At 58.8% G+C, this 16,334-nt stretch carries 15 protein-coding genes; 8 read left to right on the forward strand and 7 right to left on the reverse strand.

Features of this window, described 5'->3' with window-relative positions:
* Positions 1 to 35: 35 nt before the first annotated feature.
* Positions 36 to 653 (reverse strand): cell wall hydrolase, encoded by a 618-nt coding sequence (locus AB4O40_RS04980; protein ID WP_056727902.1) that lies wholly within the window; start codon positions 651 to 653, stop codon positions 36 to 38.
* A gap of 141 nt (positions 654 to 794) precedes the next feature.
* Between AB4O40_RS04980 and AB4O40_RS04985 the strand changes: the two genes are divergently transcribed.
* The 5 genes from AB4O40_RS04985 to AB4O40_RS05005 all read left to right on the forward strand — a co-directional run bounded on the left by AB4O40_RS04985 (position 795) and on the right by AB4O40_RS05005 (position 5,461).
* The gene (locus tag AB4O40_RS04985; protein WP_223542626.1) at positions 795 to 1,646 is read left to right on the forward strand and encodes a CAP domain-containing protein; all 852 of its coding nucleotides are present in this window, start codon (positions 795 to 797) and stop codon (positions 1,644 to 1,646) included.
* A 219-nt stretch (positions 1,647 to 1,865) separates the two neighbouring features.
* Positions 1,866 to 3,356 carry a proline--tRNA ligase gene (gene proS / locus AB4O40_RS04990; protein WP_460055747.1) on the forward strand — a complete coding sequence of 497 codons (1,491 nt, stop codon included), beginning with the start codon at positions 1,866 to 1,868 and terminating at the stop codon, positions 3,354 to 3,356.
* A 255-nt stretch (positions 3,357 to 3,611) separates the two neighbouring features.
* On the forward strand, positions 3,612 to 4,100 hold the full coding sequence (locus tag AB4O40_RS04995) for an Hcp family type VI secretion system effector (protein WP_046037395.1): 489 nt from the start codon (positions 3,612 to 3,614) through the stop codon (positions 4,098 to 4,100).
* A 9-nt stretch (positions 4,101 to 4,109) separates the two neighbouring features.
* Complete coding sequence (locus AB4O40_RS05000; RefSeq protein WP_056727908.1) at positions 4,110 to 5,084, forward strand: hypothetical protein; 975 nt, start codon at positions 4,110 to 4,112, stop codon at positions 5,082 to 5,084.
* A complete protein-coding gene (locus tag AB4O40_RS05005) occupies positions 5,081 to 5,461 on the forward strand; it encodes a hypothetical protein (RefSeq protein WP_056727910.1) in 381 nt (126 codons plus the stop codon). The genes AB4O40_RS05000 and AB4O40_RS05005 overlap by 4 nt, the downstream gene beginning before the upstream one ends.
* Positions 5,462 to 5,565: 104 nt before the next feature.
* Here AB4O40_RS05005 and AB4O40_RS05010 read toward each other — a convergent pair whose 3' ends face one another.
* From AB4O40_RS05010 to AB4O40_RS05025, 4 genes are all read right to left on the reverse strand, one after another.
* Positions 5,566 to 5,721 carry a DUF2474 domain-containing protein gene (locus tag AB4O40_RS05010; protein WP_460055743.1) on the reverse strand — a complete coding sequence of 52 codons (156 nt, stop codon included), beginning with the start codon at positions 5,719 to 5,721 and terminating at the stop codon, positions 5,566 to 5,568.
* Entirely contained in the window at positions 5,708 to 6,724 is a 1,017-nt protein-coding gene (gene cydB / locus AB4O40_RS05015) for a cytochrome d ubiquinol oxidase subunit II (RefSeq protein ID WP_056727912.1), read from the reverse strand. The genes AB4O40_RS05010 and cydB overlap by 14 nt, the downstream gene beginning before the upstream one ends.
* 17 nt (positions 6,725 to 6,741) lie before the next feature.
* Positions 6,742 to 8,163, reverse strand: coding sequence for a cytochrome ubiquinol oxidase subunit I (locus tag AB4O40_RS05020; protein ID WP_056728101.1), 1,422 nt, complete (start codon positions 8,161 to 8,163; stop codon positions 6,742 to 6,744).
* A 121-nt stretch (positions 8,164 to 8,284) separates the two neighbouring features.
* Positions 8,285 to 10,609, reverse strand: coding sequence for an FdhF/YdeP family oxidoreductase (locus AB4O40_RS05025; protein ID WP_056727914.1), 2,325 nt, complete (start codon positions 10,607 to 10,609; stop codon positions 8,285 to 8,287).
* 333 nt (positions 10,610 to 10,942) lie between these two features.
* Between AB4O40_RS05025 and moaA the strand changes: the two genes are divergently transcribed.
* Together moaA and AB4O40_RS05035 are read left to right on the forward strand one after the other, a co-directional pair.
* Complete coding sequence (moaA, locus tag AB4O40_RS05030) at positions 10,943 to 11,941, forward strand: GTP 3',8-cyclase MoaA (RefSeq protein ID WP_056727916.1); 999 nt, start codon at positions 10,943 to 10,945, stop codon at positions 11,939 to 11,941.
* A 5-nt stretch (positions 11,942 to 11,946) separates the two neighbouring features.
* The gene (locus AB4O40_RS05035; protein ID WP_223542629.1) at positions 11,947 to 12,846 is read left to right on the forward strand and encodes a bestrophin family protein; all 900 of its coding nucleotides are present in this window, start codon (positions 11,947 to 11,949) and stop codon (positions 12,844 to 12,846) included.
* 535 nt (positions 12,847 to 13,381) lie between these two features.
* Here the strand turns inward: AB4O40_RS05035 and AB4O40_RS05040 are convergent.
* Both AB4O40_RS05040 and moaB read right to left on the reverse strand, forming a co-directional pair.
* The gene (locus tag AB4O40_RS05040) at positions 13,382 to 14,587 is read right to left on the reverse strand and encodes a molybdopterin molybdotransferase MoeA (RefSeq protein ID WP_460154677.1); all 1,206 of its coding nucleotides are present in this window, start codon (positions 14,585 to 14,587) and stop codon (positions 13,382 to 13,384) included.
* A complete protein-coding gene (moaB, locus tag AB4O40_RS05045) occupies positions 14,584 to 15,123 on the reverse strand; it encodes a molybdenum cofactor biosynthesis protein B (protein WP_460154678.1) in 540 nt (179 codons plus the stop codon). The genes AB4O40_RS05040 and moaB overlap by 4 nt, the downstream gene beginning before the upstream one ends.
* Positions 15,124 to 15,409: 286 nt before the next feature.
* Here moaB and AB4O40_RS05050 point away from each other — a divergent pair, with 286 nt between their 5' ends.
* A complete protein-coding gene (locus AB4O40_RS05050) occupies positions 15,410 to 16,300 on the forward strand; it encodes a LysR family transcriptional regulator (RefSeq protein ID WP_460160135.1) in 891 nt (296 codons plus the stop codon).
* Positions 16,301 to 16,334 lie beyond the last annotated feature (34 nt).

The raw sequence follows: 16,334 nt of genomic DNA on the forward strand, positions 1-16,334 counted from the left end.
CGGAAAAATAAAATATCTGGCCGAAAACACCCCGGTTATCTGGCCGACTCGCCACGGGGTTTGTAAAAACGGAACAAGCCGATATCCACGGTCCTGATGTATTGCCTGGCCCAGTCCGGCTTGACGGTACGGTCATGGAAATACAAGGCACCCCGGGTGCGATCCGGCAGTTCCTTGTTCAGGGCCTTGCGTGCGATTTCCTTGGCCATCGCGTAAGGCAGCTCTTCCTGGACCGAATCGGATTTGCCGTCGCACCACCAGGAGAACTGGCAACTCTTGGTCTGCGAACCCTGCTTGACCACTTTGCACACCGTGTCCGGAAAGCCCTCGTGGCCCAGGCGATTCATGACCACATTGGCCACCGCCTCCATGTCGGCGGTGTCCTTGCCCTTGGCTTCCCAGTAAATGGACCGGGCCAGGCAGGTGATCGCATCATCCAGCGGCGCGGCGCCGGCCGGGTCGACGGCCTGGACTTCGGACGGGGTAATGGCTTCTGCCTTGGGCGCCGGTGCCGGGTTGTTGCTCTCGGCGGCTTTGTGTTCCAGCACCTCGGCCTTGTTCTCGGCCTCTTGCTGCTTTTGCGCTTGATCCGCAGCGAATACCGGGCCAAGCAACGTCAGGGCGAGGCAGGTGGCGATCCAGTCGAAGCGCATGGTCGGTGTCACTCGGTGAGTGGTTCGATTGAGTCTAGTAGTGAAATGATTTCGCCCACCCCACTACACTCTGGATAAATCCGTTGTCCTGGATGGACCAACTTCGCGCATCATGGACGCAATCTGCTCAAGGGGATATTCATGGGTTTCATCTCATCCGCAATGCGCTTGACCGGTTTGTCTCTGGGCCTGGTATTCGCCGCCAACGCCATGGCGGCCGACGAAGCGCAATTGATCGAATCGATCAACGTCTACCGCAGCCAGTTGCAGCGCTGCGCCGGCCAGGTTTCATCGGAGCTTCCGCCGCTGTCGGCCGACCCGCGCCTGGTGCTGACCGCCCCGAGCATCGGTAATCTGCAGCAGGCCATGGCCACTGCCGGTTATCCCATGAAGAACGTGCAGGCCATCAGCCTGTCCGGGCCTCGCGATGCCGCCTCGGCGATGAAGGCAATCCAGGAGAGCTTTTGCCAGATCGTCCTCGACCCGCAATTCGTCGATGTCGGCGTCAGCCGCCAGGACAATCAGTGGCGCATCGTCCTGGCGCGGCCACTGCTGAGTTCGCGCCTGGGCGACTGGCAGACCGAGGGCCAGAAGCTGCTCATCGAACTCAACGCCGCACGGGCCAAACCGCGTCAATGCGGCACACAGTCGTTCAATGCGACCGCGCCGCTGGCCTGGAACGCCATACTGGGCACGGCCGCCGAAACCCACTCCCGCTCCATGGCCAACAACAACTTCTTCGACCACAAGGACCGCGACGGCCGCACCCCGGGTGACCGCGCGGAACTGGCAGGCTACAACTTCCAGCAGATCGGCGAAAACATCGCCGCCGGGCAAGACAGCGTACGCAAGGTGGTCGAAGGCTGGCTGACCAGCCCCGGCCACTGCGCCAACCTGATGAACCCTCAGTTCAACGAATTGGGCGCGGCCTATGCGAATGATCCGAAGAGCGATGCGGGGATTTACTGGACGGCGATGTTTGGGGCTCAGTGAGAGCCATAGCCCCCGAAGCGATTGCCTTGGGGGGCTATTTGTGGTCGACGAACACGTCGAAGAGCGGAGTAACTTTACAAAAAGAAAGATCCTTCTGAAGGAAATTTCTGAAATATGAAAAACCACACATGAAGCCTTGAAATTTCAAAGCTCAATAAATATACCTACCCCTTACGACACCATTTCGAATAACAATTTCGACTTCAAAGAAAGGGCCCTATGAAAAACGCAATATCACCTACAAGAAATGAAAACTTTTCTGACTGGTATCAACAAGTGATTATCCAGTCGGAAATGGCTGAGAACTCTCCAGTTCGAGGCTGCATGGTTATCCGTCCTTGGGGGTATGGCATATGGGAGCAGATTCAACGAGAACTTGATAAGAAAATCAAAGACACAGGACATTCAAACGCATATTTTCCACTTTTGATTCCGTTATCCTTTCTTCAAAAAGAAGCCGAGCATGTTGAAGGCTTTGCCAAAGAGTGCGCAATTGTAACCCATCACCGTCTCGAAAAGTCAACGGATGGAGCGCTTATTCCCGCAGGAACACTAGAAGAACCGTTGATCATCAGGCCCACCAGTGAAACGGTCATCGGTGCATCCTTTTCACGATGGGTACAAAGCTATCGGGATCTGCCTCTACTTATCAATCAATGGGCGAACGTACTTCGCTGGGAAATGCGTCCCCGGATTTTCCTGCGCTCATCGGAGTTCCTATGGCAGGAAGGTCACACCGTTCACGCAACTCATGATGAGGCCTTGGACGAAACGCTAAAGATGTTGAACATCTACGAGCGCTTTACTACCGAGCACCTGGCCATACCCGTTATCAAGGGCGAAAAGTGCTCCTGGGAACGCTTTCCGGGCGCCGTCAGCACCTACACCATTGAAGCAATGATGCAAGACGGCAAGGCCCTGCAAGCAGGTACTTCTCATTTTTTAGGCCAGAACTTCGCACAAAGTTCAGACATCCGCTTCGTGAACAAAGAAGGGATAAAAGAACTGGCATGGACCACGTCTTGGGGAGTATCCACGCGACTGATCGGCGCGATGATAATGGCCCATGGTGACGATGACGGGCTAGTACTCCCGCCCCTCGTGGCACCGACGCAGGTCGTCATTATCCCGATCGTGCGCAACGAACAGAATGCAGATGCCATTCATGACTACTGCAAAAAACTGCAAAAGCAGATCTGCCGGAAAAAACTGAAGGGGCAAAACCTTCGGGCCAGTGTTGATTCGCGGGACATGAACAGTGGCGAAAAAAAATGGTACCACATCAAGCGTGGCGTCCCTGTCCGGGTCGAGATTGGCATAAAGGAACTGGAGCAAAATGTGGTGTCCTATTCCTGTCGAAACAACTGCAAAAACCTTCTGAAACTTGACACTGAAGTTTTCGTTAATAACATCTCGAAAACACTGGCCACCCTTCAAAAAGACATGTTAGAGGCGGCACAGAAAAAATTGTCCGACAACACCACAACGGTCACTACTCTGGACGAATTCAAAAAGCGCTTCAAACAGAACGCAAAACTTAACGCTTTTGTTCTCGCCCCCTTCAGCGAAGACAAAAAAGTTGAACAAGCCATCGGAGAGCTTGGAGTAACCGTTCGCTGTATTCCGCTAAAACAACCTGGAATCTCCGCAACCTGTTTATTCACCAGCCGAAAAACGAACACGTGGGCACTTTACGCAAAGTCATATTGATCCCTGATCACCTACAGCCCCGCTATTGCGGAGTTTTCAAATTGTACGGTATCGAGCGTGGACTCAAGGACGGCGATGATGAGCAGCGCTTTATCGGCCCTCTGGGAAAGAACTTACCTGTACCGGATCATCTGGGGCGGTTAGTAGGTTGGATCCATATTTCCCACTCTGCGGAACCGTCACAGAAAATAGCTGTCATATCCGCTCATCGTCAGATTTTTCAACTGTACGACTGACTACCAAGGAGAGGTACACATGGCTTTTGACGGTTATATTCAGATCGCTGAGATTCCTGGTGAAGCGCTGGACGAGAAATACAGCAAGTGGATTGAAATCATCGGCTATAACTTCGGCGTCAATCAAAGCACCTCCGCAACCGCCAGCTCATCAGGCGGCGCGTCATCCGGTCGCACTACCCTGACCAATTTTACCTTCACAAAATACCTGGACAGCGCCAGTTGCAAACTGATGGAAGCCAGTTGTGCAGGCCAGCATCTCAAAGAAGTGAAGCTCGTGCTCTGCCGGGCAGGCACAGACAAAATCAAGTATTACGAAGTTGTGCTGGAAGAAGTCATCATCGCTGACTACGCCCAAAGCGCGAGCTCCGGGGTGCCCATTGAAATCGTACAGCTCAACTACGGCCGCATAAAAACCACGTACATACAGCAGAAACGCAGCGATGGCGCAGCTGGCGGCAACGTGACCGGAGGATGGGACCGAATCGGCAATAAGAAATATTCGTGAGGCAAGGACATGGCCGAAGCTCGATCGTTCATCAATTCCAGAACACAGACTTTTGACTCCCTTAAAGCGAATACTGCGCTTTCTGGAAACTCAAAGGCCAAGTTCAATATCCTCAACGCCCATATCGCAGGCAACATTGTCCTCGCGGGTGAGCTTGTCATCGTTGGCGACTCCTCCACCCCATCCTGTACCAGCCAGGAAGCCTACCTGATGGCCAAAGCCAGCGAGGTGCACACTGCTTTACTGGCCAACGGCGCGGGGGCTGACGACTTTTTCCTGGAAAATTTCGAACTCCTGCAACAAATGATCTCCTCTACATCTATGGGGATTGGCGCCACGAGTGATGGCTGGAGCAAACATCTCGAATCCGTTAAAGCTACGCTTCAGGACATTGAAAAGCTTTATCGGGAACATGCGGGCTCTGGCACGATGACAAACCGTGACGCCTTCTATTCAAAAAGAACAACGCTCTTCATGAAGCTTGAGAAGCAGCTTGGCAACATAGCGTCATTCGGATCAGGTCTGCGCAATGAAGGCTCAATCAAAAGACTTCTCGGTCTTTCAACGAACAGCTATATGCATAACGGAGAAATCGCGGGTTACGCTGACAAGGTGTCTGGTGTCGCAAACGCGGCCAAATGGATCAAAAGAGGAACCTATATTGGTACTGCGCTTGAAGTAGGCTCTACCGGGCTGTCGATTCATAAAGCTTGTACGGTGGGCCGCGAGGAACAGTGCAGGAAAGCAAAGTATGTTGAAGGAAGCTCGTTAGTGGGCAGTTTGGGCGGAGCGAGTGCTGGCGGGTATCTCGGTGGTATTGCGGTCACTGGCGGTTGCGTACTGGTATTAGGTATTACAACAGGCCCCGGTGCGCTGGTCTGTGGTGTGGTTGGAGGTGCCGCTGGTGGATGGGCAGGAGGGGAAACAGGAAAATGGGCCGGTGAGCAATTTGGCGAGTTTCTATACGGCGAGGTGACAAAATGACAAGTATCCCGATAGGTTTAATTGCCGGATTGATACTGGCGCCGATGATACTGACTTGTTTCGCTGTCGCCTTCATCGCACACAAGTACGTTGACGCTATCGAAGAACGTCTACCCAATTGCTCTTTTATAAAAACCACCAGAGACGCATTTTCAGCTGGCGGCCTGGTCGGCAAGGTCATGCGCGGTGGCGCTATTGCCATGGTATTGATGATGCCCGCGCTCAGCGCTCGAAGGGGCGTTATTGATGCCAGCGAAGTGAAAGACCTTCCAAGGCACTACAAGAACCTTTTGATCATTCCGGTGATTATTTTGTTCGTTTTGTTTTTTTCCCTGATCGCACTCAGGGTTTCAGCCTACTTCATAGAGAGTCATTGAAAAGGACTGAAGAATCAAGTCCGCTTTGGAAGAAATCACAACGCCTACCCAACAAAACCCGAAGCCCTGTCATGGGCTCCGGGTTTCTTTTTTCGCAGTGAACCTCAGTGGCTACTCATCCCGGCCGCATGCATCAACATCCGCAACGCCCCCGCCACCACACCCAGGGCAACCACGCTGCCCAGCCAGATCACCACCAGCCACCCCAGGCGCTTGTACCAGCGCGCGGGGGTCGTTTGATTCGTTTCAATGGTAGCCATCGCCAATCCTCACTTTGCCGCGGAACACGTAGTAGCTCCAGACCGTGTACATCAGGATGATCGGCAGGATGAACAGTGCGCCGATCAGGATGAACAACTGGCTGGTCGGTGGTGACGCCGCTGCCCACAGGCTGATCGACGGCGGCACGATGTTCGGCCAGATGCTGAACGCCAGGCCGATGTAGCCGAGAAACACCAGCATCAGGGTGAAGGCGAACGGCCAATGGGTGTGGCGTTGGCGCAGGGTCTTGAGCAAGCCGAACATCGCCAGCAAGGCCAGCACCGCCAGGCCACCGAACACCGCCAGGTGCGCATGGGCAAACCAGCGGGTGGCGATGTCCGGATGCAGGATCGGCGTCCACACGCAGATCACGCCGATTACCGCCAACAGCAGCCAGGCCAAGGGCCGGGTGAACAGGCGCATCCGCGATTCGAGCATGCCTTCGGTCTTGACCAGCAACCAGGTGCTGCCGAGCAGCGCATAAGCGACGATCAGCCCGACACCGCAGAACAGCGGAAACGGCGCCAGCCAGTCCAGCGAACCACCGGCGAACTGGCGGTCGACCACCGGGATGCCGGCAATGTAGGCACCGATCACCACACCCTGGGAAAAGGTTGCCAGCAGCGAACCACCGATGAACGCCATGTCCCAGACATGCCGCTTTTCAGGGCTGGCCTTGAAACGAAACTCGAAGGCCACGCCGCGAAAGATCAAGCCGCACAGCATCAGGATCAGCGGCAGGTACAACGCTTCCAGAATCACCGAATAGGCCAGCGGGAACGCGCCATACAGCGCCGCGCCGCCCAGCACCAGCCAGGTCTCGTTGCCGTCCCAGACCGGTGCCACGGTGTTCATCATCACATCGCGTTCCTGCGCATCCGGGATCAGCGGAAACAGAATGCCCAACCCCAGGTCGAAGCCGTCCATGATCACGTACATCATCACGCCGAAGGCGATGATCACGCCCCAGATCAGCGATAAATCGATACCTTGAATACCCATGACTCAACTCCCTTCCTTCAATTGACGCGGGCGTCGGTTTCGAGGATTTCAGCGTCGGCGGACAGCGGCCGGCGCGGTGTGATGACCTGATCGGAATGCCCGTCGACGGCATGCCCGTGATGCGGCTGCGGCCCTTTGCCGACCAGTTTCATCATGTAGCCGATGCCCACCGTGAACACCGAGAAATAGATCACCACGAACAGCGCCAGCGAGATGCTCAACTGCGCGACACTGTGATTGGACGCGGCATCGGCGGTACGCAACAGGCCATACACCACCCACGGCTGACGCCCGACTTCGGTGGTGATCCACCCGGCCAGCATGGCGATCAGGCCACTTGGCCCCATCCACAGCATCAGGCGCAGGAACCAGCGATTGCGGTAGATGGCGCCGCTGCGGCGCAGGGCCAGGCCGAGCACGCCGGCCAGCACCATCAACATGCCCAGCCCGGCCATGACGCGGAAACTCCAGAAGACCACCGTCGCATTCGGCCGGTCCTCTTTCGGGAAGCTCTTGAGCGCCGGGATCTGCTTGTCGAGGCTGTGGGTCAGGATCAGGCTGCCCAGGTAGGGAATCTCGATGGCATATCGGGTCTTCTCGGCCTGCATGTCGGGGATGCCAAACAGCACCAGCGGCGTCGCTTCGCTGCCGTTGTTTTCCCAGTGCCCTTCGATGGCCGCGATCTTTGCCGGCTGATGTTCCAGGGTGTTCAAGCCATGAGCGTCGCCGACCACGGCCTGGATCGGCGCGACGATCAAGGCCATCCACAACGCCATCGACAGCATCTTGCGCACTTGTTTGGTGTCGTTGCCGCGCAGCAGGTGCCACGCCGCCGACGAGCCGACAAAGAACGCCGTGGCCACGAATGCGGCGATCGCCATGTGCGCCAGGCGGTACGGGAACGACGGGTTGAACACGATGGCCAGCCAGTCCAGCGGCATCACCCGACCGTCGACGATCTCGAAGCCCTGGGGCGTTTGCATCCAGCTGTTGGAGGCAAGAATCCAGAAGGTCGAAATCAGCGTGCCGATGGCGACCATGACCGTCGAGAAGAAGTGCAAGCCGCGCCCTACCCGGTTCCAGCCGAACAGCATGACCCCGAGGAAACCGGCCTCGAGGAAGAACGCCGTGAGCACTTCATAGGTCAGCAAGGGCCCGGTGATGCTGCCGGCGAAATCGGAGAAGCGGCTCCAGTTGGTGCCGAACTCGTAGGCCATGACCAGCCCCGAGACCACGCCCATGCCGAAGTTGACGGCGAAAATCTTCGACCAGAAATGGTAGAGATCGCGGTAGGTGTCGTTGTGGGTCTTCAGCCAAAGCCCTTCGAGCACCGCCAGAAAACTGGCCAGCCCGATGGTGATGGCGGGAAAGATGATGTGGAACGAAACCGTGAACGCGAATTGCATGCGCGCCAGGTCCAGTGCCTCCAGGTTAAACATGTCGATATCCTCATCGCGGCTGAAAAACGGCGGCACACGGCCGGGCCACCGTCAGGCCGGGGGGCCTGCAGCCAACACAAGTCGAAAGGGTTACGCGAGCGGCATCGGGCCGCCCCCGGTGTCAGGCGGCGGAAGTCGAAATCAGGTTGCTGGCCTTCGCCTGTTCCAGCCGGATGGCGATGAACTTGGAAGTCGGGGTGAAGGTGCGGTCACCGTAACTTTCCAGCGGCACCAGCGGGTTGGTCTCGGGGTAGTACGCCGCTGCCTGACCGGCCGGAATGTCGTAGGCGATCAGGGTGAAACCGCTGACCCGACGCTCACGCTCGTCGTCCCACAGCGCCACCAGGTCGACCTTCTGCCCCGGCTCGAAACCCAGGCGGCGAATGTCCTGCTCGTTGGCGAACACCACGTCGCGCATGCCGTATACCCCGCGATAACGGTCATCCAGGCCGTACAGCGTGGTGTTGTACTGATCGTGGGAGCGCATGGTCTGCAGGATCAGGTGCGGCTTGACCGCCAGGTTGCGCACGCCCTCGCTGATCAGGTGCTCCGGTAGCACGCTCGGGGTGAACTGGGCCTTGCCGCTGGCGGTTTTCCAGATGCGCTTGGCCGCATCATTCGGCATGTGGAAACCGCCCGGATGCAGCAAGCGCCGGTTGAAATCCTCGAAGCCGGGAATGGTGTCGGCAATCATGTTGCGGATGCGGCCGTAGTCGCCGATGGCCCAGTTCCAGTCGATCGGGTGCTTGCCCAGGGTCGCGGCGGCGATGCCGGCAATGATCGCAGGCTCGGAGCGCAGGTGTTTCGACTTCGGTTTCAGTTGCCCGTGGGAGATGTGGATCATGCTGAAGGTGTCTTCCACGGTGACGCCTTGCGGCCCTTCGGCCTGGATGTCGATGTCGGTGCGGCCCAGGCACGGCAGGATCAGCGCTTCACGACCGGTGACCAGATGGCTGCGGTTAAGCTTGGTGGCGATGTGCACGGTGAGGTCGCACTTGCGCAACGCGGCGTGGGTGCGCGGCGTGTCGGGGGTGGCCTGGGCAAAGTTGCCGCCCAGGGCGATAAACACTTTCGAACGCCCCTGCTCCATCGCGCCGATCGCCATCACGGTGTTGTGACCATGCTCGCGCGGTGGCTTGAAGGAGAAGCGCTTTTCCAGGGCATCGAGCAAATCCGCGGGCGCCAGTTCGTTGATGCCCATGGTGCGGTCGCCCTGCACGTTACTGTGACCACGCACCGGCGACAGCCCCGCGCCCGGACGGCCGACGTTGCCGCGCAGCAGCATCAGGTTGATGACTTCCTGCAGCGTCGGCACCGAGTGCGTGTGCTGGGTCAAGCCCATCGCCCAGCACATGATCACCCGCTTGGACCGGGCGTACATGCGGGCGGCGAGTTCGATGTCAGCCAGGGACATGCCCGACTGCTGCTCGATGTGCTCCCAGCTGGTGGCGTCGACTTCCCCCAGGTAGGTACCCATTCCCGAGGTGTGTTCGGCGATGAACTCGTGGTCGAACACCGGCTCGTCGCCGTTGACCTGTGCTTCGCGCTCCCACTGCAGCAGGAACTTGACCATGCCGCGCATGACCGCCATGTCGCCGCCCAGTGCCGGGCGGAAGTACGCGGTGTTGGTCGGCTCGGAGCCGTTCAGCAGCATTTCGATCGGGTGCTGTGGATGCTGGAAGCGCTCCAGCCCACGCTCCTTGAGCGGGTTGATACAGATCACCTGTGCACCGCGCTTGACCGCTTCGCGCAAGGGTTCGAGCATCCGCGGGTGGTTGGTGCCGGGGTTCTGGCCGATGACGAAGATCGCGTCGGCATGCTCCAGGTCGTCAAACACCACGGTGCCTTTGCCCACGCCGAGGCTTTCGATCATGCTCACCGCGCTGGCTTCGTGGCACATGTTCGAGCAGTCCGGAAAGTTGTTGGTGCCGTAGGCGCGGACAAACAGTTGATAGAGATAGGCGGCCTCGTTGCTGGCCCGGCCCGAGGTGTAGAACTCGGCCTGATCCGGCGATTCCAGCGCGTTGAGGTGCCGGGCGATCGTCGCGAACGCTTCGTCCCAGGTGGTTTCCACGTAACGGTCGGTGGCCGCGTCATAACGCATCGGGTGGGTCAGGCGGCCCTGATACTCCAGCCAGTAATCGCTCTGCTCGGCCAGCGCCGAGACGCTGTATTTGTTGAAGAAGGCCGGGTCGACCAAACGGCCCGTGGCTTCCCAGTTAACCGCCTTGGCGCCGTTCTCGCAGAACTTGACCATGCCGTTTTCCGGCGACTCGCCCCAGGCGCAACCGGGGCAGTCGAACCCGCCATTCTGGTTGGTCTTGAGCATGGCGCGAATGTTCTTCAGCGCGTTTTCACTGCCCAGCCAGTTTTTGGTAACAGCGATCAGCGCGCCCCAACCAGCGGCGGCACCTTTATAGGGTTTGTAGCGGTCGACTTGAGACATGGTACTTCTCCGTGACAATGCACACAGGCTTCGACCTGATTCAGGTCATTGTTCGATTTGCGGAGAAAGCATATGAATGGCGTTTAATTATTGTCTAATCGCTATTTATGACCACATTATCGAAACGCTCTATCATGGATTTTTATCGTTGTTTATCAATGACTTGAAATTACTTAAAACTCTTTAAGCCACAAAATAAAGTTCATCATAGATCCGCTCGATCAGCCGGTCATCAATAGTGATTGGACGCCCGCTGAAGTTGCTCTTAGCCTGCGTTCAACAAGTCCGTCAGTGACGGAAACCTCATACAAAAAAACGCCAAGCGAGGGTGTCATGTCAGAACGAGTCTTGATCGATGGCTTCTCCCGGCGAGTGGACTATCTGCGGATGTCGGTCACCGACCGCTGCGATTTCCGTTGCGTCTATTGCATGGCCGAGGACATGCAGTTTCTGCCGCGCCAACGGGTGCTGACCCTGGAAGAGATCTATCAACTGGCACAAAGCTTCGTGGCGCTGGGCACCCGCAAGATTCGCCTGACCGGAGGCGAGCCGCTGATCCGTCCGGGGGTGGTGCAACTGTGCGAGAAGATCGCCGCCCTGCCCGGCCTGCGTGAACTGTGCATGACCACCAACGGTTCGCAGCTGGCCAAACTGGCCGGGCCGTTGTTCGACGCCGGGGTCAAGCGCCTCAATATCAGCCTCGACTGCCTGGACCCGCAACGTTTTCGCGAACTGACCCGCACCGGTGACCTGGCGCAGGTGATCAAGGGCATCGACGCGGCCATCCAGGCCGGATTTCGCAACACCAAGCTCAATTGCGTAGTGATGAAAGGCCGTAACGACCATGAGATCAATGATCTGGTGAGCTTCGCCATCGACCGCAACCTCGACATCTCCTTCATCGAGGAAATGCCGTTGGGCACCATCGACGAGCACAGCCGCGCCGAAGCGTTTTTCGCAAGCAGCCAGGTCCGCGAACGCATCGCCGAACGCTACACTTTGATTGATTCCGCCGAGTCGACCCAGGGGCCGTCGCGCTACTGGCGCCTGGCCGAGGCGCCGCAGATTCGCCTGGGGTTCATCTCGCCCCACAGCCACAACTTTTGCGGCACCTGCAACCGGGTGCGGCTGACCGTGGAAGGACGTCTGCTGCTGTGCCTGGGCAATGAGCACTCCGTGGATCTCAAGGCTGTCCTGCGCAGCCACCCCGGACAGCCCGAGCGCCTGGAAAAAGCCATTATCGAGGCGATGAAGCTCAAGCCTTATCGACACAACTTCGAAGTGAACGACGATGTTCAGGTTGTTCGCTTCATGAACATGACGGGCGGCTGAACCCCATGATCGTAAGACCCAAACCCAACCTGATCGGCGTGCTGACGTCCCTCAAGGGTTCGATTGCCAAACGCATCGCCTGGCGCAGCCTGATGGTGACGCTGCTCGCCTCGGCCATCGTGCTTATCGAAACCTTGCACCCCAGCTACTTCTCCAAGGTCAGCGCCACGCCCTTCACGCTGCTGGGTTTGTCGCTGTCGATCTTCATGAGCTTTCGCAACAACGCCTGCTACGACCGCTGGTATGAAGCGCGCAAGGCGTGGGGCGATGTGATCGTGGACGTCCGCTCGATGATTCGTGAAACCCTGGTGATCAAGGACACCGCTGAACGCCACACGATCCTGAGCAACCTGTGCGGCTTCGCCCATGCCCTCAACGCGCGGCTGCGCCAGGAAAACGAAATGGCCGCCAGTGGCGACTGGCTGCACCCGATGCCCAAGGGCAACTCCACCGACATCAGCGGGCAGATCCTGATGCAGGTCGGTCAACAGTGTTCGGCACTCAACGAGTCCGGGGCGATCAACGACTGGCGCTACACGCTCATGGCCAACCATCTGACCAGTCTGACCCATGCCCAGGCCGTCTGTGAGCGGATCAAGAACACCCCGCTGCCCTTCCCCTACACCCTGTTGCTGCACCGCACCATCTACCTGTTCTGCATCCTCCTGCCGTTTGCCATGGCTGAACCCCTGGGTTGGCTGACACCGATATTCACGGCGATTGTCAGCTACACCTTTTTCGGCCTGGATGCGATTGCCGACGAACTGGAAGACCCCTTCGGCCGCGACGAAAACGACCTGCCCACCGATGCCATCGTGCGCAACATCGAGCGCGATGTGCTGGCGGCCCTGGGTGTGACGGAACTGCCGCCACAGCTGGAGCCGGTGGATTTTGTGTTGAACTGAGACTCAGGAAACACACAAAACCTGTGGGAGCGAGCTTGCTCGCGATAGCGGTCTGCCTGCCAACATCTCTATTGGATTTGCCGGCCTCATCGCGAGCAAGCTCGCTCCCACAGGGATTGTGGCTGGCCGTGGGGTTGGTGTTCGCTGAAGTTCAAAATTGTGGGAGCGGGCTTGCTCGCGATAGCGGTCTGCCTGCCAACATCTCTATTGGATTTGCCGGCCTCATCGCGAGCAAGCTCGCTCCCACAGATAGCGTGGTCGACCGTGGGATTGGCGTTCGCTGAAGTTCAAAATTGTGGGAGCGGGCTTGCTCGCGAAAGCGGTCTGCCTGCCAACATCTCTATCGGATTTGCCGGCCTCATCGCGAGCAAGCTCGCTCCCACAGATAGCGTGGTCGACCGTGGGATTGGCGTTCGCTGAAGTTCAAAATTGTGGGAGCGGGCTTGCTCGCGAAGGCGTCAGGTCAGTCGACATCTCTGTTGGATATACCGGCCTCATCGCGAGCAAGCTCGCTCCCACAGTTTGTTTGCGGAATTCAGAACAGTTCGCTGAAGGGTATGAACCGCGCCGTGTCGCCCATTTCCAGGGTGCAGCCTTCCGGCACTTCCACCAGTCCATCGGCCCAGCATGCCCCCAGCAAAACGCCTGAGCTCTGGTTCGGATAGAGCACCGCTTGACCGCCTTCGAGTTTCGCCCGCAGGTACTCGCGGCGGCTTCCGGGTTTGGGCCAGGCAAAGCCGACACTGACCGGGAAGCTCAAAGGCTCGACGTCTTCGACCCCCTGAATCCGCAACAGATAAGCCCGGGCCAACAGGCCGAAAGTCACCAACGCCGATGTCGGATTGCCCGGCAGGCCAATCACCGGCACGCGACCGAAGTGGCCCACGGTCAACGGCTTGCCTGGTTTGATCGAGAGTTTCCACAGCAACGGCTTGCCGCACTCGCGCAGCACCTGGCCGAGGCAGTCGGCGTCGCCGGCGGACACGCCGCCCGTGCTGAGCATCAGGTCCGCCGTGTGTTGCAGCTGTTCAAGCCTGAGTCGCGTCTGGCGTGGCTCGTCGGGGAGAATGCCGGCCTCGATGACCTCGCAACCCAACGCACTCAACCAATGGCTCAACAAGGTGCGGTTGCTGTTGTAGAGGCTGCCGGGCTTGAGTGGCGTGCCCGGCTCGACCAGTTCATCGCCGGTGGACAACAACGCCACCCGTGGTCGCCGCACGACCTGTACATGGGTGCAGCCCTGCGCCGCCGCGACCGCCAGTTCGAAGGGGCCGAGGCGCTTGCCGGCGCGCAACAGCACATCGCCGACGCGGTTCTCCTGGCCTTGCGCGCGGATGTTGCTGCCGGCGCTCAGGGGCTGCTTGAAGCGGATACATCCGCCATCCAGCACCTCGGTGTTCTCCTGCATCTCCACGCAGTTGGCACCCGGCGGAACCGGCGCGCCGGTGAAGATCCGCGCGCAGGTTCCCGGTGCCAGGGCTTCAGGGGCGTGACCGGCAAATACCTGCTGCGACACGATCAGTGGCTCCCCGCCCCAACCGTCGAGATTCAGGGCATAGCCGTCCATGGCGCTGTTCGGCCACGGCGGCAGATCGAGGGTCGCCACCAGGTCATTGGCCAACACCCGTTGCCCGGCAGCACTCAGCGGCACCGCCTCACTGTCTTCAATCCACTGCGCCTCAGCCATGGTCAGCAGCCGGTCGATGGCCTGCTCCACCGACATCAGCGGTAAAGTGCTCATCCCCGCGTCCCGCAGGCTAGCAACGGCTTGAGGTGCGGCACGAAATTGCACGGCCGGTGGCGCGCGTCGAGTTGCTCGGCGAGGATGCCTTCCCAGGCGGTGCGGCAGGCGCCCGTGGAACCCGGCAGGCAGCAGACCAGCGTGCCATTGGCCAGCCCGGCCAGGGCCCGGCTCTGCACCGTGGAGGTGCCGATGTCGAGAATCGAGATCGCCCGGAACAACTCACCGAAGCCATCGATCTGCTTATCCAGCAAACAGGCCACGGCCTCGGGCGTGCTGTCGCGGCCGGTGAAGCCGGTGCCGCCCGTGATCAGCACCACCTGGATGCCGTCGTCGGCAATCCAGTTCGCCACCTGCGCGCGGATCTTGTACAGGTCGTCCTTGAGCAGGTTGCGCTCACTGAGGGTGTGGCCGGCTTCCAGCAAGCGACTGACGAGCAGTTGGCCGGAGGTGTCATTGGCATATTCACGGGTATCGCTGACGGTCAGCACGGCAATATTCAAAGGTATAAACAATGCATCCGGTTTGACGCTCATGGGGTTCTCCGGTAGATATTGATTAAAAGACTTCCGGAGACTAATTCGACAAATAAAGCCCTGTCTAATCACTCTAACCAACCAGACTATCGAGCCGATCTATCAATATAAAAAGACCACGAACCACATCAATGATAGAGCCCATCGATAACCCCTTAGATAGTAGTGATTGGACGCCCGCCAAGGACAATGAGATCGTCTGCACCTCACGATTGCTGCCTCGCCTTGTGTCTTGCGCACCTGAGTCAATACTTACCCCCTCACTCCCCCGCCAGCAGGTGCCGTCATGGACATCAAACAACTCAAGTTCCTGATCGCCCTGGAGCAGACCCGCCACTTCGGCCAGGCGGCCGCGCGCTGCCACATCACCCAGCCCACGCTGTCGATGCGCCTGCGCAATCTGGAGGATGAACTGGACCTGGTGCTGGTCACCCGGGGCCAGCGCTTCGAGGGCTTTACCGAGGCCGGCGAACGCGTGCTGGCGTGGGCCGGGACCCTGCTGGCCGCCCACGACGGGCTCTTCGCCGAGGCCGCCGCGTGCCGGGGCCAGCTCGTCGGCAACCTGCGCCTGGGGCTGGTGCCGCTGAGCAGCTTCAACCCGGTCACCTACATCCAGGGCCTGTCCCGCAGCTTTCCCGAGCTCAAGTACAGCCTGTCGTCCTTGAGTTCCGACCAGATCATCGAGGGCCTAGGCAACAATCAGCTGGACCTGGGCGTGTGCTACCTCGATCACGTCAACCCGAGCTATTTCGAGTTTTTCGAGATCGGCGAGACCCGCGTCGGCCTGCTGTACGACAATCGCCACTTCCATTTCGACGGCACGCAAATGAGCTGGGAGGACGCCGCCGAGCTGCCGCTGGGGATGCTCAGCAACGGCATGCACTACCGCAAATCCATCGACCTGAGCTTTCGCAGCCGCGGACTGGACCCGCAGCCGATCCTCGAAAGCGATTCGACCTACCAGTTGCTGCAGGCGATCCACGAGGGTTTCTGCTGCGCGATCATGCCACTGGACAGCGGCCTGGAAGAGCCCATCGAACACCTGTCGTTCATCGAATTGCCGGATGCCAGCGTGCTCGCGCCCCTGGGTCTGGTGATGCGCAAGACCGAACCCCGCTCGGCGATTGCCGAGAAGTGTTTCGCCGAAGCACGAACGTTATTCAGCCGGACCGACTGATCAAGTTTCGGTTTTATATAAACCGAGCCGGACA

The organism is Pseudomonas sp. S2_F07, assembly GCF_054668325.1.

Bases quoted from the DNA above. Each gene is read 5' to 3' on its own strand.
- AB4O40_RS04980 (WP_056727902.1), bottom strand. From the start codon at position 653: ATGCGCTTCGACTGGATCGCCACCTGCCTCGCCCTGACGTTGCTTGGC.
- AB4O40_RS04985 (WP_223542626.1), top strand. From the start codon at position 795: ATGGGTTTCATCTCATCCGCAATGCGCTTGACCGGTTTGTCTCTGGGC.
- proS (WP_460055747.1), top strand. From the start codon at position 1,866: ATGAAAAACGCAATATCACCTACAAGAAATGAAAACTTTTCTGACTGG.
- AB4O40_RS04995 (WP_046037395.1), top strand. From the start codon at position 3,612: ATGGCTTTTGACGGTTATATTCAGATCGCTGAGATTCCTGGTGAAGCG.
- AB4O40_RS05000 (WP_056727908.1), top strand. From the start codon at position 4,110: ATGGCCGAAGCTCGATCGTTCATCAATTCCAGAACACAGACTTTTGAC.
- AB4O40_RS05005 (WP_056727910.1), top strand. From the start codon at position 5,081: ATGACAAGTATCCCGATAGGTTTAATTGCCGGATTGATACTGGCGCCG.
- AB4O40_RS05010 (WP_460055743.1), bottom strand. From the start codon at position 5,721: ATGGCTACCATTGAAACGAATCAAACGACCCCCGCGCGCTGGTACAAG.
- cydB (WP_056727912.1), bottom strand. From the start codon at position 6,724: ATGGGTATTCAAGGTATCGATTTATCGCTGATCTGGGGCGTGATCATC.
- AB4O40_RS05020 (WP_056728101.1), bottom strand. From the start codon at position 8,163: ATGTTTAACCTGGAGGCACTGGACCTGGCGCGCATGCAATTCGCGTTC.
- AB4O40_RS05025 (WP_056727914.1), bottom strand. From the start codon at position 10,609: ATGTCTCAAGTCGACCGCTACAAACCCTATAAAGGTGCCGCCGCTGGT.
- moaA (WP_056727916.1), top strand. From the start codon at position 10,943: ATGTCAGAACGAGTCTTGATCGATGGCTTCTCCCGGCGAGTGGACTAT.
- AB4O40_RS05035 (WP_223542629.1), top strand. From the start codon at position 11,947: ATGATCGTAAGACCCAAACCCAACCTGATCGGCGTGCTGACGTCCCTC.
- AB4O40_RS05040 (WP_460154677.1), bottom strand. From the start codon at position 14,587: ATGAGCACTTTACCGCTGATGTCGGTGGAGCAGGCCATCGACCGGCTG.
- moaB (WP_460154678.1), bottom strand. From the start codon at position 15,123: ATGAGCGTCAAACCGGATGCATTGTTTATACCTTTGAATATTGCCGTG.
- AB4O40_RS05050 (WP_460160135.1), top strand. From the start codon at position 15,410: ATGGACATCAAACAACTCAAGTTCCTGATCGCCCTGGAGCAGACCCGC.